We start from the raw sequence: 25,574 nt of genomic DNA on the forward strand, positions 1-25,574 counted from the left end.
TGAGAATCCAGTTTTCTTAGGTCGCGTATCTAATAAATAGTTGATAGTTTTTTTGACTATCGCGCAACCTGAGCATTTTTATTACACACCAAAAACTAGGATCAAGGCGATAACAACACCTAGAATAGGAACGGCTTCGACTAAGGCTACCCCGATGAACATCGTTGTACGTAATTGACCTGACATTTCAGGTTGACGTGCCATTGATTCGATTGTTTTAGAAATTACTTGACCATTACCGTAACCAGCTCCGATAGCTGCCCCTAAGATTGCGATTGCTGCTGCGATATAATTCATAATTTACTTCCTCCTAAAATAGTTTAAATAGTGATTAAATATAGTTGTTTTACTCTTCTACTTCGATTTTGTGACTCATATATACCATTGATAAAGTGACAAAGACAAATGCTTGGATGCTTCCGATAAATAGTGAGAACGCGATCCAAACCATCTCTAACGGAATTGCTAAAGGCAATGAGAACCAGCCTAAGCTTGTCATCATTTTTGCGATCAAAGTTAGCAATACTTCTCCCGCATAAATATTCCCATAAAGACGTAAAGCAAGTGTTAACAAGTTTGTGAACTCTTCGATCACCTTCATTGGAAACATAAAACTATAAGGTTTTAGGAACGAGTTGACAAAGTAACCTTTGAAACCGAGCTTCTTCACCCCGAATAGATGAGTAAGTGTGATCATAATAAATGCCAATGTTAAAGTTACAAACGGGTCTGCTGTCGGACTTTTCCAAAGTGTCGTTTCGCTAGGTAAGACGATTTTTGTTACTAAACCGATATTGTTCGCAACAAAAACGAAGAGAAACAAGGTAAATGCCAATAAATGAAAATTATTCAATTCTTTTCTAGGCACATTATCTGTAACGATCCCTCGTGTAAAATCAATGACCCATTCAAGTGCATTTTGCTTTCCAGTTGGCTTCATCTTTAAATTTCTTGTAAAGAAGTAAACTAAAAAGAAAACGATCAAACAAGTTAACAACACCATCAAACAAACAGTCCCATCAAACCAAACCGGTCCAATGTGGAACGTTAGCGAGCGTTCATCCAATCCATTTCACCTCTTTTCCCCGAATTTCACATAAAATCAATTTCATGTGTGTATCTGGTTTTTCTTTATCGGTTTCTAACCAAACGGTATCATACCACCACGAAATAGAAATTTCAAAGTATTTTCATGAAAATTAGACACTTTTTTATTTCAGTCTAAAAATCAACAAAAATATGGATAGTATGATGCCATAAAACTCAGAAAAAACCTGTGATAATCATGTTTCATCAGATTAAATGCTAACAAATTTTATCATTAAGTAAATCTAAAAGCACCGAATATGCGAAAAAGGATAATGAAATTATCTAGAGAAATTTTTTAATGTACGATCAATTTGTCGATCCACATCTTTTCGCTTCAAATCTTCTCGCTTATCATACGATTTTTTCCCTTTAGCCAATCCGATCAAGACCTTCGCATAGCCGTCTCGGATATAGACTTTCAAAGGAACAATCGTGATTCCGGTATTTTTTGTTTCATTCAATAAACGCGCAATTTGCTTTTTATGCAATAACAATTTTCTAGTTCTTAGTGGATCATGATTAAAGATATTCCCTTGTTCATAAGGGCTGACATGGACATTATGCAAAAAAGCTTCGCCGTTTCTCACACGAACAAATCCATCTTTTAAGTTGATACGACTATTGCGAATAGATTTGATCTCTGTACCTTGTAAAACCATTCCTGCTTCCATTGTGTCGATGATCGAATAATCATGGCGAGCTTTTTTATTTTGCGCAATCAGTTTTCCCTCGCCTTTTGGCATTGGACATTCCCCCAATTCAGTTTCATTTTTTATTTATTTTTTCTTTTTCTTCTTGGTGACGCCTTTGTAAAAAGGTTTTTTCCCTTTTTTCCCTTTTTCTTTTTTTGGACCATATTTGCTATCGGCTTTTTTCGGACGTTTTTGCTTGTCCGTTTGCCGGCCATTTGAATGTTTTGAAGAGCCTCTATTGGCTTCTTTTCTTCTGCCCTTTGGCGCTTCCAGCGGCGCCAACTCCTCTGCGGAGACTAATTCAAAATCAACTGCTCGTTCAGTAGGATCGGCTTTGACTACTTTCACTCGTACTTTTTGCCCGATTTTGAAAGTTAATCCTGTTCGTTCACCAACAAGGGCTAGATGGTTTTCAATGTAATGGAAGTAATCTTGTTTCAATTCATTGATATGGATCAAACCTTCTACTGTATTTGGAAGTTCGATGAATAACCCGAATTTCACCACAGAGCTGATGATCCCATCAAATTCTTCTCCTACTTTATCCATCATAAACTCGGCTTTCTTCATTGAGTCCACTTCACGTTCTGTTTCAACTGCCCGTCGCTCCATTTTCGAGCTATGATCGGCAATATCAGGCAGTGCATTTTCCCAATGTGTTTGATTGCTTTCACTTGGATCTTGACCATATGACCGAATCAAGCGATGCACGATCAAATCTGGGTAACGACGGATCGGCGATGTAAAGTGTGTATAATATTCTGCTGCTAAGCCATAATGTCCAAAGTTGTCTTCAGAATAACGGGCTTGCTGCATACTTCTCAACAACATGGTATTGATCACTGCTGACTCAGGTTTTTCTTCAACGTCTTCGATCACTTTTTGTAAGTCCTTAGGTGTGATCGTGCCCTTCGTTCCTTTGACTAAAATCCCTAAAGCAGAGGCAAAATCAAAGAATCGTTGCATTTTCTCTTCTTTTGGTTGCTCATGGATACGATAAATAAAAGGGAAATTCGCACGTGAATAGTGTTCTGCCACCGTTTCATTGGCTGCCAACATAAAGGATTCGATCAACCGTTCTCCTACACCACGACTTCGCAAGAGGATATCTTGCGGGTGACCTTCTGGATCAACCAAGATCTTGGCTTCACGATCTTCGAAAGAGATTGCCCCACGACGAATACGCATCGTCTCTAAAATCTCGTGCAACTCACCCATTGCTTGGAACATAGGAACCAATGATTCATAGCGAGCCATGGTTTCTTCATCTTGCTCTTCTAAGATCTGATTGACTGCTGTATAAGTCATTCGCTCGGTTGTTTGGATCACACTTGGAAAAATCTCATGAGAAATGATTTTCCCTGTTGGGTCGATCTCCATTTCACAACTCATCGTTAACCGAGGAACTTTAGGATTCAACGAACAAATCCCATTTGATAAACGTTGCGGGATCATTGGAATCACACGATCAGTCAAATACACACTCGTTCCACGCTCATAGGCTTCACGATCTAATTGACTGCCTTCTGTCACATAGTATGAGACATCGGCAATGTGGACGCCTAAAAAGTAATTTCCATTATCTAACTTTCTAACTGTGACCGCATCATCTAAATCTTTAGCATCTTCGCCGTCGATCGTCACAATCAATTGGTCACGCAGATCTCTGCGGCCAATCAAATCTTTGTCACTGATACTATCCGGTACGGCATCTGCTTCGCTTAATACATCATCCGGAAACTTGGTCGGTATCCCATTGGCTACGACAATCGATAAAATATCCATGCCAGGGTCATTTTTGTGTCCAATGACTTGTTTGATGATTCCCTCTAAACTCGTTGCATAGCTTTTTTCAGGATAATGGGTCAATTCGATCAAGACGATACTGCCATCGACTGGACGAACGCCTTCTGCTGCGGCATACACTTTGAACTGATTCATTTTTTTATCTTTTGGAATAACTACTCCATAAAGATCCGTTTCTGCCATTTCATCTTCCGTATAGGCGATGAACTCTCCTGCGATTTGCGTGGTTGCTCGTTGACGAATCTCAACGACCTTTCCTTCAGCTCCCCGATCCGTAAAGGCATCCGCCGTCTTAACGATATCGATTGCGACAGTATCCCCGTCCATCGCATAACCAGTTGCTTCTTTCGGGATATACACATCATCTTCTTCGGGATCGATCGTAACAAACCCAAATCCTCGCTCATTTGCGCGGAACGTTCCTTCGATCAAAATGGGTTGGAGTGGCAGTTTGATTTTACCTTTTTTGGTAAAGACAATACTTTGTTCTCTTTCCATCTGTGCAATGGTTTGCACTAGTAATTTAAAATCTTCGCTTTTTTGAAAGCCAAGACCTTCAGCGATTTCTTCCATCGAAAAACTTTTCTTGCGACTGCTTTCAATAAAGAAAATGATTTTTTCTTTTAATGTTTCTTTTGTCATTTTTATTCCTCATTCCAAGGTAAGTTCTCTAGAAAATCCAACACATCTTTTTCAAATGCTTTTCTTGCCATTCCTACTGTGATCACATGCTTACTTTCCGGATACCAGTGTAAGGAAATATCAGTATGTGCAAGTTTTTTGGCTGTATCGTAGACACCATAAGGATCGATCATTTCATCTTGACCCGCTTGAGCCATGAATACTGGTTTTTGGATATCTGATAACTTACTTTCTGTTATTGCTGCTTGTTCTTGAATATTTGTCAATTGTTGCTGTATTCGTGGGCGGAAGCTTTCAACCTTTTGTTCGATCATCGACTCCGATTCATCGGCAATTTTCAAGACATGACGCACATAATTCTCAAAATTCTCCGGCACATGATTTTCTACTGGAGAAATTGGCGAACAAAAAAATCCGCCTCCTATCATTGGAAATTCTGATAATGCTCGAACCGCAAAAATCCCGCCCATTGATAATCCTAATACGGCGATGTCAGAAAATCCCTCATCGTAGAGAAACTGGATCGCTTGTTTCGTGTCTTGCCACCACGTCTCAGCGTCCTGTTCTAAGATCTCATTTGGCGCAAGTGTGCCATGACCTGTAAACATTGGGGCATAGACCGAATAGTCTGATTTCTCTAAAAAACGGGCTAACATCCGTACATCATTTGGACTACCTGAATACGCATGCAGTAAGAGGATTGCACGCTTCCCATGTTTTTCATAAATAGGTTGTGGTAGACTTTTCATTTTATTCACCTCATTAGCCTTATTTTACCATAGTTAGCAAATACCTTCTTATATAACGGTTCTTTTTCTATTCAACAAAAAAGGTCTGGGAGCATTTCGTTTCCCAGACCTTCTATTTTTTTGAAAAATCGATGAACCACCCGTGTATCCTCTAAATCTGAACGAAGCAATGGATCACTTCCGATCCTTGGTTTCGAACGACTTATTTAGAAGATAAAAATGCAAGTACGAATAACAGAATCATCCATACAGCGCCCATAACAGCTGTCGAGCGTTGCATTACTGCTTCAAATCCACGTGCTTTTTGCTTTCCGAATAATTGATCTGCGCCACCTGTAAATGCACTTGCTGCACTATTTTGTTTGCTTGGTTGCATCATGATCGCGATGACCATCATAATCGAGATGACAATGACGATCCCTAAAATAATATTATACATCAAACAGCCTCCTTTCTCAAAATATCGTCCTTCTAACTTTATCACATAACACGTCTTGTGACAACAGTGTTTCATAAGATGGCCGATGTTTTAAAGAACATTTCTAGGCTTTTTTACTTCGATTTTTTCTACACGTTCTGTGACAAACGATATCCCGCTATCTTCATCTGAAATCAATGCTTTTCTCGTAACCTTTGTCGCTTATTTACGCCAAACATCCTGATATTCTGCTTTTCTCTCAAACTCCGCTTTTGCATAAGGACATAACGGAATCACTTTCTTGCCAGTACGTCTGGCTACTTCCACTCCTGTAGCAACCAGTTTTTCTGCTAATTTCTGTCCGCGAAACGCAGGATCAACAAATGTATGGTCAATGATCATAATATCAGGACCAGCATCAGACCAAGTCATTTCTCCTATTTCGTTTTGTTCATCGTCCAATAACACTAAGCGATTCTTTTCTTCTTTGATTTCCATCATTTCACTCTCCCAACCCTAAAATAACGAACATTTTCTTTATTCAATTTGATTTTACCAGTCCTATTTTTTTCAGACAATCATTTGTACTTATAGACTGACTCTTTGCTCAATGAATGAAAAAATAACTGTCCAGTAGGTGTCTGGATCTTTACTGACTGCTTCTAAATGTTCTGCTCCAGGCACAAGCAATAATGCTTTATCTCCTGCCGTTGCATTTTGGATCGTATAAGCTGCTTCCATCGGGACAAAATGATCATGTTCACCATGGATGATCAGAACGGGTAAGTGGTTGCTACCTAACTGCCTTGTTGCTGATGCCTGTTTCAAAGAATAACCTGCATATTTTTGCGCATAACGATTCGCATGACGCATAATGATTTTTTTTGGAAAAACCGTCAACTTGCTTAACATATAACGAAATTCTGAATAAACGGATACAAAGCCACTATCAAGGATCAATCCTTTCACAGCACTTGGCAACTTCTCCCCACTAGCCATCATGATCGTAGAAGCGCCCATTGATCCTCCATGTAAGATGATCTTAGCTTCTGGCTCCCGCTGTAAGATCTCATTGATCCAGAGTATCAAATCTAACCGATCCAACCACCCCATTCCAATGATCTCCCCTTCACTTTCTCCATGGGCACGCAAGTCAGGGATCAAGACATTGAAGCCTTTTTCTGCATACTGCTTCCCGATGTAAGACATATCTTTCTTCCCTGTGCTGCGATAGTCATGGACACAGACTACCCAATTACCTTTGTTCGAATAAGTAGAGAACATCCTACCTTTCAATTTCAATCCTTCTTGACTTTTAGTCGTTATGGATTCTCCTTGTTGCCAAAAATCTTCTGCTAGATCTTCTAAACGTTGGCGTTGTTCTTCCACTGTCGTCAAAGAAGCAGGGTCCATGAGTTGATGACCTGTCTCTTCATACCATGCATAGCCACGTTGTAGTCCTGTTTTGATCAACTTCTTTGCGTACAAATAAGCAATAAAATGATAACTACCGATCATTAATAACATAATTAGTAAACTATAAAAAACAATCACTTGCATCCCACACTTTCTACTTGGTGATTGAAACTAAAAAATTAAGTATGTTAAATGGTGCTCTAGCTTTCGCACACGTATTTCACCGTTCATTTCTATTGTACCACTTTCTATCAAAGAGGACCGACGGTGAACCATTGATCTTCTGTAATTTTAAACACGTTATTCCATATAAACGATCTTCTCTTCTTGCTGTTAACACTCATAAGAAAAATGAATTGTTTGCATAACATTTACATTCTTCATAAAAATAAGTATACTAATGCCGTGCATTGGAATCAAGGGTTGACCCCTTGGACTGGTTCGGAAACTTCCCAGGATAAAAAACTAAGTGTCTCTACAGAAAGGAGATTGGAAATAATGCGAAAGGTTATTATTGATTGCGATCCCGGTATCGATGATACATTAGCACTATTGTTTGCATTAAAATCACCAGAAATCGAAGTTGTCGCAATCACCACCGTTTGTGGGAACGTCCCCGTACATTTGGGAACTGAAAATGTGATCCGTTGCTTGGAACGTTGTGATCGTCTAGACATCCCTGTCTATCAAGGTTCTGCAACGCCACTCAACACACCATTTATCAGCGCTCAAGATACTCACGGCATGGACGGTCTAGGGGAAACCAACTTTCCCTTAGCAACAGACAAACAAGCCGAAGCGATCCACGCTGTTGATTTTTTAGCGAGTTATTTTGCTGAAGAAAAAGATACTTCGCTGATCGCGTTAGGGCCGCTAACAAATGTCGCTTCTGCTTTACAGAAGAATCCACAACTAGGAAAACAGATGGATCGCTTTGTGTCGATGGGTGGCACGTACAAAAGCCACGGCAATTGTTCACCCGTAGCAGAATACAATTACTGGTGTGACCCTGATGCCGCAGCTTATGTATTTGAACATCTTGATCAAATGATCGAGATGGTCGGCTTAGACGTGACACGAGAAATCGTCTTTACACCAACGATCCTAGAATATTGTTGCCAACTTGCACCTCAAGAAGGAAACTATTTAAAAGCAATCACACGTTTTTACTTTGACTTTCACTGGCAGCAAGAACGTATCCTTGGTTGTGTCATCAATGATCCTTTAGCAGTTGCTTATTTCATCGATGAACAACTATGTCAAGGATTCACTAGCTATACTGCTGTTGAAACACAAGGCATCAGCCGCGGACAAACCTTGGTTGATCGTTATGACTTTTGGCAGAAAAAACCAAACAGTCTAATCATGACAGATGTCGACACCTCTCTTTTTTTCCGGAAGTTTTTAGCCGTTCTTTTACATGCACAAGAAGAATTGATAAAAAATGATCTGGAAAGATTAAAGATAGGATGAAAAAAGATGACACAAAAGAAAATCACGACAAGAATGATCACAATCATGGCACTAAGTATCGGAATCAACTTTCTCGGTGGAACGATTGCATTATGGCTCCGCTTACCGATTTATCTTGATTCGATCGGTACGATTTTTGCAGGAGCTTTACTCGGACCAATTCCTGGGGTTTTGACAGGATTAAGTAGTAGCTTACTTAGTGGCGTGACGATGGATATGTTCTCTTTGTATTATTCCCCGATACAAATCATCACTGGGCTATTAGCAGGGTTGATTTTACCACAGAAATTACAGGCGCACGGGTTGAAGAGTAGACTTTCATTATTGGCGTGGACGTTTGTCCTTTCAGCGCCTGGAACCATACTATCATCGATCATCACGATCCAATTATTTGGCGGTATCACTTCATCAGGTTCAAGTGCCATCGTCCAACTTCTTTACGGATTAGGACTAAACCAAGCAGCGAGTGTCACGATTGTTCAAGCAGCGACAGATTACTTAGATCGACTGCTATCGGTCCTTGTCGTTTCGCTCGTTGTGTTGAAATTACCAAACCAAGTAGTGGCAAAGACAAGAAATCGTTGATGAATATTTGTACTATAGCTAATCACTAAATGCAAAAACCCGAACGTCGAATCAGTTTCTCTCATCTCTATGAGAAGGAACTGATCCATCGTTCGGGTATTGTTTTTTATCCAAAAGTTTTTGTCTCTTGTTTGACTGAAAGAAACTTTCCTAAAGCCAGCATGCTATCGTTCCATCAATAAGGCACTATCCTGGACTTTAATATTTTTTTCTCGATCTTTATACGTAATCGGTCGGATCACTTTACACGGATTCCCTGCCGCGATCACATTTTCTGGTATATCTTTTGTTACGACACTTCCTGCCCCAATGATGCTATTTGCACCAATCGTCACCCCTTGAAGAACATGGACTCCCGCTCCTAACCAAACTTTATCGCCAATATGGATCGGCTTCGCATAAACGACATGATCAGCACGTTCAAATGGATCTTCTGCATGATTGGCTGCATACAAACCAACCCTCGGCCCTACATAAACATCATTTCCGATCGTCACCTCATGACAATCAAGAATGATCATATCATGGTTCAAATAAACATTATTTCCTATAGAAATGTTGAAACCAAACTCACATTGAAAATTCGACTCGATATAGACATTCTCACCCATTGAAGCGAATAGCGCCCGCAAAATGGGGTATTTATAATGATTTTCTGAATTCACGAGAAAATTGTATCTCCTGCATTGTCTCAATGCATGATTTCGTGCTTGTACTACTTTAGAGTCCATATCATCGTATGGCAACCCTGTATTGGTTATCTGTTTCACATCATCTTCGCTCATCTTTCTCCCCCTATTATCTTATTTGCTTACATGTATTATAACAGAGAGTCTATTTTCTATAAGGAAGAGGGATTTGTGAAAGATCGTGCCGGTGTTTTTTCTAGTAATTGGTTTCGTGAATTCGCTCTATCTCTTTTCGATAGGATCTTGTTAATTCTTGCTCTTTTTCTTCTAATTGTCGTGCATAGTTTTGAGCCGTATGTATCAGGTTACGATCTATTGCCTCCATTTGATGATAGAATTGTCGGTTATCCCAATGATCATTCTTCGTCAAATACATGATTTTTTGTACCAATTGACCTGTTTCTTTCCTAAAGTTTACTAACTGATGATCGATTTCTTCTTGTTGACGGTGTATCTGACGTTTGTTTTGATAGAATTGCTCCTCTAAATCTTGTAGTTTACGTTGTTTCTCTACTGTTCCCATTCTTTACCCCCTTTTCACAGGTGTGACCAATGTTGGTTGTTTCATTTGTTTGACATACTGTTCTGCTGCAACGGCACTTTCCCCTTCTAAAGCATCTTTTAAAGTAGACGGTAAGCTATTACTTGTTTGTTGATACATTCCTTCTGAGATCTCTTTTAGGGATTCGATTGAAGTTAACTTGGTCTGAGCGATGCGACTTTCCTTTGCCAGAATCAGCGCTTGTATTGCTACTCGTTCCCGTTCTTTTTGTTCTTGTCCAAGTCTTTCTAGAAATTCTTGTAATTCTCTATCTTCCATGGATAAACTCCTTTCACTTGTTTTTGAACAAATTATTTCCTGCTTGTCTGTCATACTCTGTGAGATTATTTGCTACTACCGCCAGTTTATTACTAAACTCCTCCAGCTTCTCTTTATATTGTTTCACTTGATTCGTATTTAATCCGGCTTGTCCGCTGTCCCATAAATTATTTTTTTCATAAGGGGAAACCATCTCTTGTACTTCCCAATAAGTCAAATAGTTTTTGATTGCTCCCGCACCAGCCAATATTTCTTTTGATATTGCCGTAATCTCATCTTCAAATTCTTTTTGGGCATTTTTAAAGATCATCTCGTACTCTTCGCCTACATTTTTCGCTTTTTGGATGATCGATTGAACTAACTCCGATTGTAAAGTGATTTTTTTAGAACCTGAAGCATTAGAAATTCTTTTATGTAATTCGTTGACCGTCTCGTTCCATTCACTAGCAACTTTTGCCTCTGCAATAATCTTGGCATATTCTTTTTCAAAATCTTTATATTCTCCAGATAGCAATAATTTTATGACTTCGGTAAAAGATAACCCACCTTCTGGTTTTTCTTTTACTACACGATTCAAATATTTATCTATCAATTGGGAAACCTTTACCCCCGCAGCAAAAATGTAGCCATGTTCCTTTAAATTAGCTTCCTGAAGTGTTCCATCAGGATTTATTTGAAACTGTCCAAAGTCGTGGCTAGAGCCGTTTTGATCTTCCATATCAAACGTCGTGTTAAAAGATTTAGGTAATAAATAACGAACATTCCCGATCTCATCTACCCCAGGCTTATTTCTATTCAACATGGAAACAATATCAAAAGCATTGACATAATAGTCGATTTTCCCATGCTCTTCCAACTTCTGGATATTTTTTTGTGCCTGTTCCGACATTCTATTGATACTTTCACGCGCATCAGGTCCTTGAAACAAAACCACTTTGTCGATTTTAGCAATATCTTTTTCAGGGAGATTCGCCACAGCCTGAATCGACACCATCGTTCCCAAAGAATGACCTGTGACAGACATTGTGGCATTAGGTGCTTGTGTGGTCATTTCCGTTATCTTCTGGTGCATGGCTTGATTTGCTAATTTTGCCTGCGGAATATAGGCATTTTTTGTTGTAAATGCCTGATTATTATGCCACCAGTCATTGAGATTCAAATTACTTGAAGAAATACCATCGCTGCCTCTAGTGACAAAATAAGTGTGTTTGGTTTCTATAGATAGCTTAGGCGTATCCGTCACATAATAAGCATTGAATCCAGCTTTTTCATCCGTTAATAGACCTTGCTTATATGTGTTTTTTACATAGCTCTGTATTTCATAGCCTCCGTTTACTTTCGGGACTCGGATGTTTCCTAACTCCTTGACTGTTTTTACGGTGGTGTCGGGTTGGAGGTAAACTGTGCTTAAATCATTTCCATGAGCATCTTTTGCATTTGGGAAGTTGATTTCAGCATATTTATTTATCAATAACCCTTCTTTTTGTGTATTTGTTAAGGTAGAGAGCATAAGTCCGGGGATTCCACTATTGTAGGCCCCATTTGACAAGCTAGCATAAATATTGCTATAATCTTTTAAATTTGCCATTGTATTGATCACCTTTCAGCTTATTCAAAATTTTTAATTTTAGTAGGATTTGAAATATTATCGGGATAAATATATATTTCAAATCCATCAATATTTTTATCTGTGTCATCAAAAAGATTGATATTAACAGCTATTGACTTGGGACTAAACGCCATGCCCTGTACAACTCGAACTGTCTCCCAATCATACTGAATATTTTTAATTTGATATTTTTTTAAAATTACGTAATTATTTCTTTCTTTAACATATTCTGTAATTTTTTTCTCGTGCTCTTTCAAAAAAGTTATTTGTCTTTCTTTTTCTGTTGGTTCGCTCACTTTATTCACTCCTATCGTTGTCAAAATGACTAATAATATACCTATACCTACTGAAATCAACCACTTTTTCTTCTTTCCCAATTGATTATCCCCTCTTTTCTTGTTCTTCTAATTTATGTCTATGTTCTGACAAACTCTCGAAACTTTACCTAAACAGGTTCTTAAAACAAAACAAGTTTGTCGATTTTAGCAATATCGTTTATTCGTGTACATTTATTGGTATGTACTTTATTTCCTCTGTTTACTTTTGGACCACGTATTTCCCTAACTCTTTAACTGTTTTACGGTAGCATCTTACCGTTAATGGGTAGCTTTGCTTCCTCATTAGTTGCATCTTTATATTAATCAATCTCTTTAATAGCATAATCAAATTCCACCTAATTCATACTATTTAAATATTTTTAAATTGAATTAGGCGAACCATTATAGTTGCTTCCGGCTAAATTGGCATAAGTATTGTTGAAATTCTCTACATTTCTCATAGAAGCAATCCCCCAATTCTAAAAGAATTAAAAGCAGTCATGCTTTCTATCACTGGCATTCTATTTGTTTTTTCAAGACTGAATTGTAAATAAAAACTGGAGTCAGGAATATGATTGAATTTTCCTTCAATTGTGATTGCTTCTCCTGCCCCAAAAGGAAGTCCATTTCCAATCGTAATAACTTCTACACTTTCCCAGATATATTGAACGCTTGTGATTTTATCATTTTGTGACTTTACATATATGGTCATTTCTTTTTCATGTTCTTTCAAAAAAGCGATTTGTCTTGCTTTCTCTGTTGGCTCATTTATCTTATTCACACCTATTGTTGTAAAAAGACCTAATAGTATGCCAATACTTACTGGAATCAGCCATTTTTTCTTTACCAATTCATTATCCTCTCATCCCTTGGTCGTCCAAGTTTTTGAAACCTTTTTAGGTATGGATTTTCACGTAAATTTATACTTCATATCTTCCTATTACTTTTGATACTGGTATTGCTCCAAATTCTTTAACTCCTTTCACACATTAGCAGCATCGGGTTAGAGGGAAACTGTGCTTACAGGTTTTTCATAAACATCTTTTGCATTTACAAAATTAGCATGAATGGTATATGAATTATCTAAGTTAGCCATCATTTAGTTCCTCCATCGCTTCTTCAAAATCATTGGTCGCTATCTCTTCTATCTTAGTAGGTTTTTTTAAGTTATTTGGTAAAACTTGAATTACTCCGCCATCTATTTCATTTTTATCACTACCATATAATTCAATATCAACTATGTACATTTTTGGGGTAAAAGCTCCGCTATCCTCTATCCTAAACGATTCCCAATTATATTTAACAATATTTATATTAGCTTTTGAATTTCTCTTTATAATGTACTTTGTTAATTCTTCTTCATGTTCTTTCAAAAAAGCAATTTGGTTCTCTTTTTCTGTTGGTTCACTTATTTTTTTTACTCCTATCGTTGCAACAAGCATTAAAAGTATACCTATACTTACTGGAATAAGCCATTTTTTCATGACCAATTGATTCTCCCCTCACTCCCTTTTTTATTGATTCATAGGCAAAACTATTTGTTCTTCTTTTGTACGAGCTTTGAAATAAATTTACATATATCCTTCAAGATTCGGATTCTAGAATAACGTTCGTCGTCCACATATCATTTATAGTAGAATATTCTTTATCTACGTCAATGATCAAAGTATTTCCTTTATAATAATAATTTTCTTCCCTACTTTTTTTCTTATCTATAACATCAAATTTGATTCCTAGGGTTGGTCTCGAAAACGCCATGCTTTGATAACATTCTACTGATTCCCAATCGTAGTTGATTTCGATTTCTGAATGACTTTCTTGTTTTATATATTTAGACATTTTCTCTTCTTGTTTTTTCAAAAAAGCTATCTGTTTTTCTTTTCCCGTCGTTTCCATTATGTTTGTCAATCCTGGCATTCCTAAAAGCACTAAGATAATAGTCAAGCTAACTACAGTAATTGTTTCCTTCTTTCTCACAGTGCGTTCTCCTTTCTGCTTTTATCTTTATGTCATCTACAGTTTAAACAATAGGTTATGTTCTGATCTCGGTTTTGTCTTCTTGACGATAGATTATGTATGCTGACTATACTGTTCTAAGCTTGTTACTCATTTACTTTTCAACTTATTCAAAAATCTTAATTCTAGAAGGATTTGAAATATTATCGGGATAAATATATTTCAAAACCATCAATATTTTTATCTTTTTTATCAAAAAGATTAATATTAACAGCTATTGACTTAGGACTAAACGCCATGCCCTGTACAACTCGAACTGTTTCCTTGGATAGGCTACACTAGAATGCCCCTCTTTCTTAATCTTGACTCACCTATCTACTTCTTTCATATTAAGAAGTAAGTCTCTCTTTCTTTATATGTACGCAAACAATGCAAAATATTTCATTCAGGTATCAAGTTGATCATCAATTATAGCGTTTTCAAAAACATTATAACAAATTAGAATCGACCTCTACATAAAAATCCAATTAGATAGATGATGTTACTTAATTTTGAGGTGCAATTCTAAAGGAATAATCAACTACATAGTATTTGTATAATGGTATTTTTTGTGACTTGAATGTTCCTCACTTCATCTAGCGCTTGCTCGAGGCATTGTATAATATAGTAAATCGAATATAGGTAGGCTATAATGAACTTGACCTTTTCTTGTGAAATTTAAAAGGTAGCTTTTCATATAAGATGGAGGTGACCTTTCATGAAAAACCAACTTGCTTTTAAATTTTTACCCAAGTTATGGACTTCTATTTTATATCTTGTCGTGATTGCCATTGGCTCATTCATGTATTTATCAAAGTATTGGAATGTTACGATTTTCACCTCTATCTATCCTGATTTTTATCTTCATATTTCAAACTTTTCAATTAGTTTGATTTTAGGTTTGATTCCGTATTTTTGGTTATTGATGGGTGTAAAATTCAATTATGTAGTCATCTTTTCTTTACTCTTACTTATAGCAAACGCGCTATGTGAGACTGTCCTCGGATTCATAAACACACCTGATCTTATTGATATGTATTTTGGCTTTGTTGGCACTGGAATTTCTTTCCTCACATTGTGGATCATTTATACATTTGGGCTTTTACCTAATAAAGAAACCACATAACTTTTTTAAAAATCATCTGACTAAAATGCAAAACGAGAATCGAAGCCTTAGCTGTCGATTCTCGTTTTCTTATATTTAAGATAAAGTATCACACTAGTGACGATCAACAGAGCAGAAAAAACAAGCAACAAACCGATCACCCAGTTATTGCTGCCTTGATTGACGATAATCTTGTTTGAACCACCTGTTTGTTCTATCAATCCTTCAAGCTCTTCTTTTGTATAATTAAATTTAGTTACTTTTTCTTTGCCATCCACAGTTAGGATAAACTGATATTCCCCAAACATCAATTCTGCATCACTAACTAACGGTAGATTTAGCTTTGTTTTAGTCATTGGAGTCAACGCAATTGTGTTCTCTTCAATCTCCCCTTCAGAAATGATCTCCCCGTTTGGATTGATTACTTTGTATGGCCCGCTTTCCGCAAAAGTTACTGTAGGATCATTATTGGCTATAAAGTAATCAAGCCTTATCGCGTCCTGTGAGCTCACAAACTCAAACCCATCATAAGTTTGTTCTTTTTCAACCTCTAATTCATCCATCTTGAGATGAAACAGGATTACTTTCTCATAGACATGAACGATATCTACAGCATCTTCATGACTTTCTTCACTTAATGTTTGAGAGAAATTCACCCCACCTAAAACTTCTCCATCAAGTTCCTCAGTCACATTGATCAAAATTGTTATCGTTTCACTTTGTTTCGCTTCAACTTTGATTTTCCCGTCTTCTAGTTCGCCATTGGCATTAGTTATCTTCACGTATTTACTAAAGTCATACTTTTCATCTAAAAGTTTTTCTGTATTTTCAACATAGGTGACACTTCCCATCGTTGATATAGCAACCGATGGATATACAGTAACATCTAAGTCCTTGTCCCCTATATTTGTAATCGTAGCAGTGAACTCATAGTTCTTATCAAGTTCTGGAGTAAACTGCATATAGCTATCTCTGATCTCATACTCTTTGGGTTGCACATCCACTAGGATCGATGCAGTATCTTCCTCGGACGCCTCTACTGGTTGTATGTAAAAAAAACTTCCCATTAATAAAACGAAAATAAGAGAACAGATATCAATAAATTTATATTCTTTGGTTTGACTACTTCTTTTCATCATTGCTCCTATTCATTTATCTATCAAGTATGATACATCTCTAAATTTTTACCCTTGATCACTCTTTCTCCTCTTATCCATTCACAATAGTATTTATCCTATTAGCATACTTTGTATTTTGACTCATCATAAAATGTTTTATCTTTTCTATGATCAAATTGAAAAAGAGTAAGTTTCCTTCGAGATTTTTTGATTATTTATTACTCTAACTTTAAGATAATTCTCGCTTGAACGATCGAGTTCAAGTTGTCCCAATGATCCTTATTGTGGATGTCTCTAAAAAAAGCAAAATCTTGTGACTCGTCATGAAATAAAATACCATCAGACACAAGAATATCGGCATCAGTAAAGTCAGAAGTAAAATGGATGATTTTTTTGTTGAATATCGTCAGTAATTTACTTTGAATAACTGGTACATATTCAGGGTGATGCAACATCGATATAGCAATAGTCACTCTTTCATTGTTTTGGATAGGCAAATAATACGAAAGGATATGTGCTAACTTGTTCGCAAATATTTGTCTATCACCAACTTGAAAATTCCTGTTTTTGACTATTTCCAATAGTAGCTGCTTCACTTCATGGATTCTACTATTGGGACTATTTTGATTAGCCACTCCCTTTAAATTCTCGAAATAAATATTTTTGTATGCCCAACTATTGATGACACTTTCATATAAAATCACATGTTCCACATCGGAATTTATCTTATATTTTTCTGATAATGTTTCGACGACATTCATAGAAAAATCAACAATTTCATTATGCCTATGCTCTTTGAATTTTTTGCCTAAGACTATCTTATCCTGCCTACTTGTCGTTTCAGGGATGAGAAGTTGTCTACAAAAATAAAAGAATGCAACTTCTTTTTCTCTATCTTCCATGTTTCGCGTTGGTATCAACTTTGTTAGCGAGTCCTCTTCATACAGTTCTTTCATATCAGCGAATAGTTCTATCGCTGTTTTGTCCAAATCTTGTATGATATACCCACGTGACACAGCATTTTCAAGTATCGAGAATAGAATGTCATGCTTTGCTTTTGTCGTCTTCAACCTCTCGTAGTGTCCACCTACTAGGTCAATATTCACTCTTGTTTGGCTATCTGCGAAAATATTATAGGCCATGATTTGTACCAAGTAATGGTACGTTCTGATAGACATCTCATTGCCTTCCAGAGAAATTGATTCAAAATTACTATTGATAGTTATTGGTATTTTTTGATAATGAAAGATATCTTTCAGCCGGTTGATCAATTTATAGCTATAAGACTTACTAAACATCAACTTTTCAGAAATATCGACTACACGAGTTTTTCGGTGTTTCAAAAGGTAGAGCAATAATTGAAAATAGGGTGATTCATTAAAGAACTTTTTCTTCAAATTAACAAATACTTGAAGCAGCAGTTCTTGATTAAAGCCTTCGATTAAACCAATCGTCCCCTTTTCTAGCAAAAAGAAAGATGAAAATGTGAAATTCAATTGTTCGAAGTTTTCTTCGAGTTCAAGCAGTAGTATTTTCGTTTGATACATCGTTAAGTTTAATCGCTCACTTAATTTATTCAATGACAAATATTTTTCTGTTACTAAAACTGTAAATAACTTTAACATTTCGTTTTGCTTTTTTGTTAAGTAACGGCTACTAAATGTATCCATTATATATTCCATTTCTTCTACCAGCCTTTATTTTAGAGGATTCTAGACTAAGAAGAATTCATTTAGTCAGAATGTTTCATTTTTTATTTTCAGTGAACGATACCGATGACAACTAGATAAACTTGCATTGAGGTTGTTCTTGTCTGTCATAGACATTTTTGACTTTATTGCTGAGGCAGTGAATCTTTGATCATGTATTCCTATCCTTTTCTACTAGATCCTTATCTAATAAATTTCTGTTGAATAAAATTCCGTACATTTACGTTACTGATCATAAAATATTAAGCTTGAATAAAAACTTACGGCTACACGAAAGAACAAAAGAAGGAACACTGATCAGGCAATCAACAAGAGTAGTTTTCATTGATTGAATCAGCATTTCTTCTTTGAATATTCTATAGGACAGACGGATAGATCTACGTATTCTATATTATGATCCATCATATTCTGTCAGTCTTCGCACACTTAACTCTTCTTATCTGGCAATCCTTTCACAACTGAAAATAACTATTTTTTAGTCGGGAGTATTATCCCCAAGGATTATTTACTTCTTGTGCTGTCAAGATGATTTTGGCGCTATCATCTCTGTTTGATCTCCATACGTAATCATTTGCATCTAAAATGACATCGAAATCTTTTTCGATCTGTACCGAACTCATTCGCATTACCTGTTGTGCTTGAAGATGTGGGTTTGAAGGTTGTATGTCTAGCCCATTTCCATATTGGTCAAGTTTTGCAAAAATATTCACAAAAACATCTTCTGATTTTGTATTATTTACTGTAGCTGTTGCCTTCAAGACCTTCGTTTGTTTACGCAGATCTGAATTTAAATCAAAATCAGATAATTTGAAATCGACTTTGTTCGTTGTTCCTTCATTGAAAGTGATATCTAGTTTTCCATCTTGGACTTCAATCGGAATTTGCTTTTCACTGGTTACTTCGGATGCATTTACTAAGAGTGGGTTACTACCTACTAACAACAAAGTTGATAGTAGAACAGTTGTGGATATATTTTTTTTCATTGTTTGGATAGCCTCCGGAATTTAATATTTTTTTCACAAAATCAGTTTACATTAAATTCCCTCGGAGAGTTTATCCGAACATTCAATCCTTTTTATAAAAACAGGATAATCCTTCACTTGTTTCTTTGTTACATGACAGAAAATCAATTAGTTTCTTGCTGATTTGATGTCTATATTTCAAAAAAATGACTCGTCTATAGTGGAATAGGATAATTCACATGTTTTTCTTAGTTTAAAACATGTGATGATGACGTCAATAATAACTGGCGCATTGGTTAAGGAAGTAAGAAAAGCAGATGTTGAGGAAAAAATATTGAAGAATTGTTCGTCGTTTATAATATCAGTAGACTATAACACAGTAGAAAACAAAAAGAAAGGACATATATTTATCGACTTTCGTTTTACATAAATGTTCAATTTTACCTATGAATGCAGGGTTCACATCAGTCAAAATTAAAAGTGAAGCCTTCAGACCTCTCTTTATCAAATGTGAAAATGATTTTGAATTTATTTTTCTATGCCTAAAAAATACCCCTCTCATGTCATTGACATAAGAAGGGCATTTTTACATTCATTTGATTATTTGTTTTTTAAGTTGTAGAAAGATTTCAAACCTTTGTACTCTGCAACTTCACCAAGTTGGTCTTCGATACGTAATAATTGGTTGTATTTCGCAACACGGTCAGTACGTGATAGAGAACCTGTTTTGATTTGGCCAGCGTTTGTTGCAACTGCGATATCAGAGATTGTTGAATCTTCTGTTTCACCAGAACGGTGAGAAACTACTGCAGTGTAACCAGCTTCTTTAGCCATTTCGATTGCTTCGAAAGTTTCTGTCAAAGTACCGATTTGGTTAACTTTGATAAGGATTGAGTTAGCAATGCCTTTTTCGATACCTTCAGCAAGTTTTTCAGTGTTTGTTACGAACAAGTCGTCACCCACTAATTGAACTTTGTCGCCTAGAACTTCTGTCAATTTCTTGAATCCGTCCCAGTCGTTTTCGTCTAATCCATCTTCGATTGAGATGATTGGGTATTTAGATACTAATTCTTCGTAGAATTTGATCATTTCGTCAGTTGTTTTTTCGCCTTCGCCTGAATCAGCTAATACGTAAACACCTTTTTCTTTGTCATAGAATTCTGAAGAAGCAGCGTCCATTGCAAGAACAACGTCTTTACCAGGAACATAGCCAGCTTTTTCGATTGCTTCGATGATTACTTCGAAACCTTCTTCGTTTGAACCAAGGTTAGGAGCGAATCCACCTTCGTCACCAACTGAAGTTGCTAATCCACGAGATTTCAAGATTGCAGCTAATGCATGGAATACTTCCGCACCCATACGTAGTGCTTCTTTGAATGTTGGCGCGCCAACAGGCATGATCATGAATTCTTGGAAGTCGATTGAGTTATCCGCATGTGATCCACCGTTGATGATGTTCATCATTGGAGTTGGTAATACTTTTGTGTTGAATCCGCCTAGGTAGTGGTATAAAGGTACTTCTAGGTAGTCAGCAGCTGCACGAGCAACAGCGATTGAAACACCAAGAATAGCGTTCGCACCTAATTTACCTTTGTTAGGAGTTCCGTCTAAAGCGATCATTGCTTTGTCGATAGCCATTTGGTCACGTACATCGTAGCCAATGATTGCTTCAGCAATGATGTTGTTTACGTTGTCAACAGCTTTGATTACACCTTTACCGCCATAACGAGATTTGTCTCCGTCACGTAATTCAACTGCTTCGTATTCACCAGTTGAAGCACCTGAAGGAACCATTCCACGGCCGAAAGCACCGCTTTCTGTGTATACTTCTACTTCGATTGTTGGGTTACCGCGTGAGTCTAGAATCTCGCGAGCGTAAACATCAGTAATAATTGACATGTTTTGTCTCTCCTTTGAGTTTGGTTTTTTCCTAAGGGATTTCCCTCATATACGATTTTAGTTAATTTTGTGTCTTTGTGCAAACATTTCTTGCATTTTTCACAAATTTTCAATAATTATTTTACAGCGTCAAGTAATGCTAAGAATGAATCCGCTTCTAAGCTAGCTCCGCCAACTAATGCGCCATCCACATTTTCTTTTGCCATATATTCAGCAATGTTCTCAGGTTTTACAGAACCACCGTATTGGATACGAACTGCTTCTGATACTTCTTTGCCGTAAAGTTTTTCAACTGTTTGACGTACCACGCCACAGATTTCGTCAGCGATTTGAGCATCTGCTGATTTACCTGTACCGATTGCCCAGATTGGTTCGTAAGCAATAACTAGATTACTTACTTGACCTTCTGTTAAGCCTTCAAGGCCAGCAGTGATTTGTCCTTCGATCCATTCAGCAGTTTTGCCTGCTTCATAAGTTTCTAATGACTCACCACAACAAAGAATTGGGATCATACCGTTTGCGAAGATTGCTTTCGCTTTTTTGTTGATGTCTTCGTCAGTTTCGTGGAAGTATTCACGACGCTCAGAGTGACCGATGATCACATATTGTACACCTAGATCAGCTAAAGCTGCAGGTGATGTTTCACCAGTGAAAGCGCCTGAGTTTTCCCAGTAAGAATTTTGTGCAGCGATTTTCAATTCTGTACCTTCAGCTGAAGCCATTAATTCTTGTAAGAATAATGCAGGAGATCCAATAACTGAATCTACTTTATCATTTGAAGGGATATTGTTTTTTACTGCTTCTGCAAAATCTTTTGCTTCAGATGCAGTTTTGTTCATTTTCCAGTTACCAGCGATAATTGGTTTACGCATGATATGCACTCCTATTCAGAATGAAAGAGGACCACAGATTTTAGCTATCTGAAGGTTATCCTCTCACCATTTTATTTATTCGTTGATTTTATGCTTATTTGTCGTTGATTGCAGCTAGTCCAGGTAATTCTTTCCCTTCAAGCAACTCTAAGCTTGCACCGCCACCTGTTGAGATGTGAGTGAATTTGTCTGCAAAACCTAATTGTTCCGCAGCAGCTGCAGAGTCACCGCCACCGATGATCGTTGTAGCATCTTCAAGGTTAGCGATTGCTTCACAAACACCGATCGTACCTTTAGCGAAGTTACTCATTTCGAATACGCCCATTGGTCCGTTCCATACAACTGTTTTCGCACCTTGCAATGTATCAGCAAATAGTTTAACTGATGCAGGGCCGATGTCTAATGCCATCAAACCTTCAGGAATATCTCCTTCGATCACTTGTGTTTCTACATCATTTGAAAATTCAGGGGCACAAACGTTGTCGATTGGTAAAACTAATTTGTCGCCAGCTTTTTCGATCAATTCTTTTGCTAAAGCTACTTTATCTGCTTCAACTAAAGAGTTACCGATCTTGATGCCTTTTGCTTCGTAGAATGTATAAGTCATTCCGCCGCCGATCAAGATTTTGTCTGCTTTAGGAATCAAGTTTTCGATGACGCCGATTTTGTCTGAAACTTTCGCTCCACCTAAGATCGCGATCATCGGACGTTTTGGTTCTTCAACAGCTTCACCGATGAATTTGATTTCTTTATCCATCAAGAATCCAGCAACTGTTGGGATACCTGTTGAAGCGATCCCTACGTTTGAAGCATGCGCACGGTGAGCCGTACCAAATGCATCATTGACGAATACATCGCCTAAAGAAGCCCAGTATTTACCTAGGTCAGCATCATTTTTGCTTTCTTTTTTACCGTCGATGTCTTCAAAACGAGTGTTTTCAAAAACAACTACGTCTCCGTCTTTCATGTCAGCGATTGCTGTTTCTAATTCTGAACCACGAGTTTCAGGAACGAAAGTTACTTCTTTACCTAGCAATTCGCCTAAACGTTTTGCAACTGGTGCCAAAGATTTTCCTTCTTTGTCTTCTTCTGTTTTCACACGTCCAAGGTGAGAGAAAAGAATCGCTTTTCCGCCTTGCTCCAACACATAATTGATTGTTGGTAACGCAGCTTTGATACGTGTATCATCAGTGATGACGCCGTCTTTCAAAGGAACGTTGAAGTCAACACGGACAAGGACTTTTTTATCTTTTAAATCAATATCTTTGACTGTTTTCTTAGCCATTTGATTTCCTCCTAAATAAACATCTTATCAAAAAAAGCGGAGAAGCGCGATTGCTTCCCCGCTTTTAAGTGTACATGGATATAGGTTACACTTGTACGATTTATCTTATAAGTTAGCGAAGTATTCTAAAGTACGTACTAATTGTGCAGTGTATGACATTTCGTTGTCGTACCAAGCAACAGTTTTAACTAATTGTTTGTCGCCAACAGTCATTACTTTTGTTTGAGTAGCATCAAATAATGAACCGTAAGTCATACCAACGATATCTGAAGAAACGATTTCGTCTGTGTTGTAACCGTAAGATTCGTTAGCTGCTTCTTCCATTGCTGCATTTACTTCATCAACTGTTACGTTTTTATCAAGAACTGTAACTAATTCTGTTAATGAACCAGTTGCGATTGGTACACGTTGAGCAGCTCCGTCTAATTTACCGTTCAATTCAGGGATTACTAAACCGATTGCTTTAGCAGCACCTGTTGAGTTAGGAACGATGTTTGCAGCAGCAGCGCGTGCACGGCGGAAGTCACCTTTAGGATGAGGTCCGTCAAGAGTCATTTGGTCACCTGTGTAAGCGTGGATAGTTGTCATTAATCCTTCAACAACACCAAATTTGTCGTTCAATGTTTTAGCCATAGGAGCTAAACAGTTAGTTGTACATGAAGCACCAGAGATAACTGTTTCTTTACCAGTTAATGTTTCATGGTTTGTGTTGTAAACGATTGTTGGTACATCGTCTCCACCAGGAGCTGAGATAACAACACGTTTAGCACCAGCTGTTAAATGTTTTTCAGCAGCTGATTTTGAAGTGAAGAAACCAGTACATTCTAGAACGATGTCTACGCCTAGTTCGCCCCAAGGTAATTCTTCAGGGTTACGGTTAGCTAATACTTTAACTTCTTTTCCGTTTACGTTGAATGAACCTTCGTGAACTTCAACTGTTCCGTTGAAACGTCCTTGAGTTGTATCGTATTTTAACAAGTGTGCCAACATTTTAGCATCTGTCAAATCGTTGATTGCTACTACTTCGATTCCATCTACATCTTGGATACGACGGAACGCTAGACGTCCAATACGTCCAAAACCATTAATACCTACTTTAACTGTCATTTAAGATTTCCTCCTTATGAAAATCAAAAAAATATTTATTTTAAAGGGATACCCCTTTTAAAATCTCATTAGCAGCGGCTTCATCTGTGATGAGCCACGTTTGTTTTGGTGCATTATTCATATACGCTCGAATTGCTTTGGCTTTGGCTTTCCCTCCTGCAACTGCAAGAATGATAGGGACCTTAGCTAAGTCTTTTAATTCGATGCCGATTCGTGGGACTTTATAAACGACTTCTCCTTTTTCATTGAAGAAATAGCCAAAAGATTCCGCAACGGCATTGGCTTGTTTCAACATCAGCAACTCTTCTTCATTCATCTTTCGTCGCGCTGCCATATGCAACGCCCGTCCAATACTATGAATAACACAATTCGCCTGACTTATCAAGTTTAAAACTTCTTGTATAGACGGCTCATTGAGTAATGAATTGTAAGTAGCCAAGCTTAATTGTTCCGGCACATATAATGCTCGGTGTTTTCCATTTGCCTTTGTAGCCATTCTAGCACTGACTGAGTTCGCTTGTACAGTAATCGCCTCGCCGATCCCACCTCTGGCAGGAACAAACAAATTGTGGCGCTTGCTATTTTCTAAGCTAGTCAGTTGCTCTGCAACGATCGCCATCGTCGTTCCTCCCATGACTGGGATAATATTATCGCCTTCCGGAAGTAGTAGATTCAGTGACTCGTCCAAGGCTTCGCCAAAAGCATCTGCTACTTTTGGTTGTTGTTCACTGTTTCCAGAAACAACGATACAGCGCTGGTTCCCAAAATACTCAGATAGTTTCATTTCGATCTGATGCATTCCTAAAAGTTGGTCCATAAAGCTTTCAAGGCTTTGATAGACTTCTTCTCCTTTTTTCGTCAGCGTCATACCACTTTTAGAGGCGTTGATCAGTTCAAGTTGTTTGAGCAGATCCGTTTCTGTTCGTAAAACACGTTCGGTCATGCCCATGCTTTCCGATAAACTACGACGACCAATTGGCTGCATCCAGTAAATATTGCGCAAAATCTTATAGCGTTCTTGCAAAACATCCATGATGTCTGGCGCAACAGCTTCAATCAGTTTCAATTCATCTAACATAGCGATCTCCTTAGTAGGACATTTTTCGTCCAATGTAGACTCAAAACGACCCATGTGATCTAAAAAAATAAATCGGACTTTCCAACTTGCACGCTTTCTTATAGGAAAATCTCAACCTCACATGACATAGTCTAACAGT

Annotated in this window: 27 protein-coding genes and 1 riboswitch; of the genes, 3 read left to right on the forward strand and 24 right to left on the reverse strand. The window is 37.4% G+C overall.

The features are described from left to right. Positions 1-81: 81 nt before the first annotated feature. The 8 genes from atpE to CUS89_RS08280 all read right to left on the reverse strand — a co-directional run bounded on the left by atpE (position 82) and on the right by CUS89_RS08280 (position 6,950). Positions 82-297 carry an ATP synthase F0 subunit C gene (atpE, locus tag CUS89_RS08245; RefSeq protein WP_010734886.1) on the reverse strand — a complete coding sequence of 72 codons (216 nt, stop codon included), beginning with the start codon at positions 295-297 and terminating at the stop codon, positions 82-84. Between the two features lie 49 nt (positions 298-346). Further along, positions 347-1,066 carry a F0F1 ATP synthase subunit A gene (atpB, locus tag CUS89_RS08250; protein WP_010734885.1) on the reverse strand — a complete coding sequence of 240 codons (720 nt, stop codon included), beginning with the start codon at positions 1,064-1,066 and terminating at the stop codon, positions 347-349. A 301-nt stretch (positions 1,067-1,367) separates the two neighbouring features. Continuing rightward, complete coding sequence (gene smpB, locus CUS89_RS08255; protein ID WP_010734884.1) at positions 1,368-1,832, reverse strand: SsrA-binding protein SmpB; 465 nt, start codon at positions 1,830-1,832, stop codon at positions 1,368-1,370. Between the two features lie 33 nt (positions 1,833-1,865). Continuing rightward, positions 1,866-4,229 carry a ribonuclease R gene (rnr, locus tag CUS89_RS08260; protein ID WP_104871741.1) on the reverse strand — a complete coding sequence of 788 codons (2,364 nt, stop codon included), beginning with the start codon at positions 4,227-4,229 and terminating at the stop codon, positions 1,866-1,868. Positions 4,230-4,231: 2 nt separating this feature from the next. Further along, positions 4,232-4,978 (reverse strand): alpha/beta hydrolase, encoded by a 747-nt coding sequence (locus CUS89_RS08265; RefSeq protein WP_104871742.1) that lies wholly within the window; start codon positions 4,976-4,978, stop codon positions 4,232-4,234. Positions 4,979-5,180: 202 nt separating this feature from the next. Beyond that, positions 5,181-5,417 (reverse strand): preprotein translocase subunit SecG, encoded by a 237-nt coding sequence (secG, locus tag CUS89_RS08270; RefSeq protein WP_010734881.1) that lies wholly within the window; start codon positions 5,415-5,417, stop codon positions 5,181-5,183. Between the two features lie 201 nt (positions 5,418-5,618). Next, positions 5,619-5,894, reverse strand: coding sequence for a GNAT family N-acetyltransferase (locus CUS89_RS08275; protein ID WP_104871743.1), 276 nt, complete (start codon positions 5,892-5,894; stop codon positions 5,619-5,621). Positions 5,895-5,984: 90 nt separating this feature from the next. Next, entirely contained in the window at positions 5,985-6,950 is a 966-nt protein-coding gene (locus CUS89_RS08280) for an alpha/beta hydrolase (RefSeq protein WP_181055339.1), read from the reverse strand. A gap of 292 nt (positions 6,951-7,242) precedes the next feature. Further along, positions 7,243-7,287, forward strand: a riboswitch (PreQ1 riboswitch). Between the two features lie 23 nt (positions 7,288-7,310). On the opposite strand from CUS89_RS08280, the gene CUS89_RS08285 reads away from it, so the two are divergent. Next, the gene (locus CUS89_RS08285) at positions 7,311-8,285 is read left to right on the forward strand and encodes a nucleoside hydrolase (RefSeq protein WP_104871745.1); all 975 of its coding nucleotides are present in this window, start codon (positions 7,311-7,313) and stop codon (positions 8,283-8,285) included. A gap of 6 nt (positions 8,286-8,291) precedes the next feature. Further along, positions 8,292-8,870 carry an ECF transporter S component gene (locus CUS89_RS08290; protein WP_104871746.1) on the forward strand — a complete coding sequence of 193 codons (579 nt, stop codon included), beginning with the start codon at positions 8,292-8,294 and terminating at the stop codon, positions 8,868-8,870. 164 nt (positions 8,871-9,034) lie between these two features. On the opposite strand, the gene CUS89_RS08295 is transcribed toward CUS89_RS08290, so the two are convergent. From CUS89_RS08295 to CUS89_RS08330, 8 genes are all read right to left on the reverse strand, one after another. Then, positions 9,035-9,655 (reverse strand): sugar O-acetyltransferase, encoded by a 621-nt coding sequence (locus tag CUS89_RS08295; RefSeq protein ID WP_104871747.1) that lies wholly within the window; start codon positions 9,653-9,655, stop codon positions 9,035-9,037. 100 nt (positions 9,656-9,755) lie between these two features. Beyond that, positions 9,756-10,082 (reverse strand): hypothetical protein, encoded by a 327-nt coding sequence (locus CUS89_RS08300; RefSeq protein ID WP_104871748.1) that lies wholly within the window; start codon positions 10,080-10,082, stop codon positions 9,756-9,758. Between the two features lie 3 nt (positions 10,083-10,085). After that, positions 10,086-10,379, reverse strand: coding sequence for a hypothetical protein (locus CUS89_RS08305; RefSeq protein WP_104871749.1), 294 nt, complete (start codon positions 10,377-10,379; stop codon positions 10,086-10,088). Positions 10,380-10,392: 13 nt separating this feature from the next. Beyond that, complete coding sequence (locus CUS89_RS08310; protein ID WP_104871750.1) at positions 10,393-11,967, reverse strand: cutinase family protein; 1,575 nt, start codon at positions 11,965-11,967, stop codon at positions 10,393-10,395. Positions 11,968-11,987: 20 nt separating this feature from the next. Further along, a complete protein-coding gene (locus CUS89_RS08315; protein WP_104871751.1) occupies positions 11,988-12,365 on the reverse strand; it encodes a hypothetical protein in 378 nt (125 codons plus the stop codon). Between the two features lie 397 nt (positions 12,366-12,762). Continuing rightward, complete coding sequence (locus CUS89_RS08320; protein ID WP_104871752.1) at positions 12,763-13,155, reverse strand: hypothetical protein; 393 nt, start codon at positions 13,153-13,155, stop codon at positions 12,763-12,765. Positions 13,156-13,393: 238 nt separating this feature from the next. Then, positions 13,394-13,789 (reverse strand): hypothetical protein, encoded by a 396-nt coding sequence (locus tag CUS89_RS08325; RefSeq protein ID WP_104871800.1) that lies wholly within the window; start codon positions 13,787-13,789, stop codon positions 13,394-13,396. A gap of 100 nt (positions 13,790-13,889) precedes the next feature. After that, the gene (locus CUS89_RS08330) at positions 13,890-14,282 is read right to left on the reverse strand and encodes a hypothetical protein (protein WP_104871753.1); all 393 of its coding nucleotides are present in this window, start codon (positions 14,280-14,282) and stop codon (positions 13,890-13,892) included. A gap of 736 nt (positions 14,283-15,018) precedes the next feature. On the opposite strand from CUS89_RS08330, the gene CUS89_RS08335 reads away from it, so the two are divergent. Continuing rightward, positions 15,019-15,426, forward strand: coding sequence for a hypothetical protein (locus CUS89_RS08335; RefSeq protein WP_104871754.1), 408 nt, complete (start codon positions 15,019-15,021; stop codon positions 15,424-15,426). A 47-nt stretch (positions 15,427-15,473) separates the two neighbouring features. Here the strand turns inward: CUS89_RS08335 and CUS89_RS08340 are convergent, their stop codons facing one another. From CUS89_RS08340 to CUS89_RS08375, 8 genes are all read right to left on the reverse strand, one after another. Continuing rightward, entirely contained in the window at positions 15,474-16,541 is a 1,068-nt protein-coding gene (locus CUS89_RS08340) for a WxL protein peptidoglycan domain-containing protein (RefSeq protein WP_104871755.1), read from the reverse strand. A 200-nt stretch (positions 16,542-16,741) separates the two neighbouring features. Beyond that, the gene (locus CUS89_RS08345; protein WP_104871756.1) at positions 16,742-18,205 is read right to left on the reverse strand and encodes a helix-turn-helix domain-containing protein; all 1,464 of its coding nucleotides are present in this window, start codon (positions 18,203-18,205) and stop codon (positions 16,742-16,744) included. A gap of 515 nt (positions 18,206-18,720) precedes the next feature. Further along, entirely contained in the window at positions 18,721-19,215 is a 495-nt protein-coding gene (locus CUS89_RS08350) for a hypothetical protein (RefSeq protein ID WP_104871757.1), read from the reverse strand. A gap of 579 nt (positions 19,216-19,794) precedes the next feature. Further along, complete coding sequence (gene eno / locus CUS89_RS08355; RefSeq protein WP_010734865.1) at positions 19,795-21,093, reverse strand: phosphopyruvate hydratase; 1,299 nt, start codon at positions 21,091-21,093, stop codon at positions 19,795-19,797. Positions 21,094-21,209: 116 nt separating this feature from the next. Beyond that, positions 21,210-21,965 carry a triose-phosphate isomerase gene (gene tpiA, locus CUS89_RS08360; protein ID WP_065095696.1) on the reverse strand — a complete coding sequence of 252 codons (756 nt, stop codon included), beginning with the start codon at positions 21,963-21,965 and terminating at the stop codon, positions 21,210-21,212. 94 nt (positions 21,966-22,059) lie between these two features. Further along, positions 22,060-23,250, reverse strand: a complete 1,191-nt coding sequence (locus CUS89_RS08365) for a phosphoglycerate kinase (RefSeq protein ID WP_010734863.1) — start codon at positions 23,248-23,250, stop codon at positions 22,060-22,062. A 105-nt stretch (positions 23,251-23,355) separates the two neighbouring features. Next, positions 23,356-24,357, reverse strand: coding sequence for a type I glyceraldehyde-3-phosphate dehydrogenase (gene gap / locus CUS89_RS08370; protein WP_010734862.1), 1,002 nt, complete (start codon positions 24,355-24,357; stop codon positions 23,356-23,358). A gap of 40 nt (positions 24,358-24,397) precedes the next feature. Continuing rightward, entirely contained in the window at positions 24,398-25,489 is a 1,092-nt protein-coding gene (locus CUS89_RS08375) for a sugar-binding transcriptional regulator (protein WP_181055337.1), read from the reverse strand. Positions 25,490-25,574 lie beyond the last annotated feature (85 nt).

It is taken from the genome of Enterococcus mundtii, assembly GCF_002947535.1.
GTDB classification, from domain to species: domain Bacteria; phylum Bacillota; class Bacilli; order Lactobacillales; family Enterococcaceae; genus Enterococcus_B; species Enterococcus_B mundtii_B.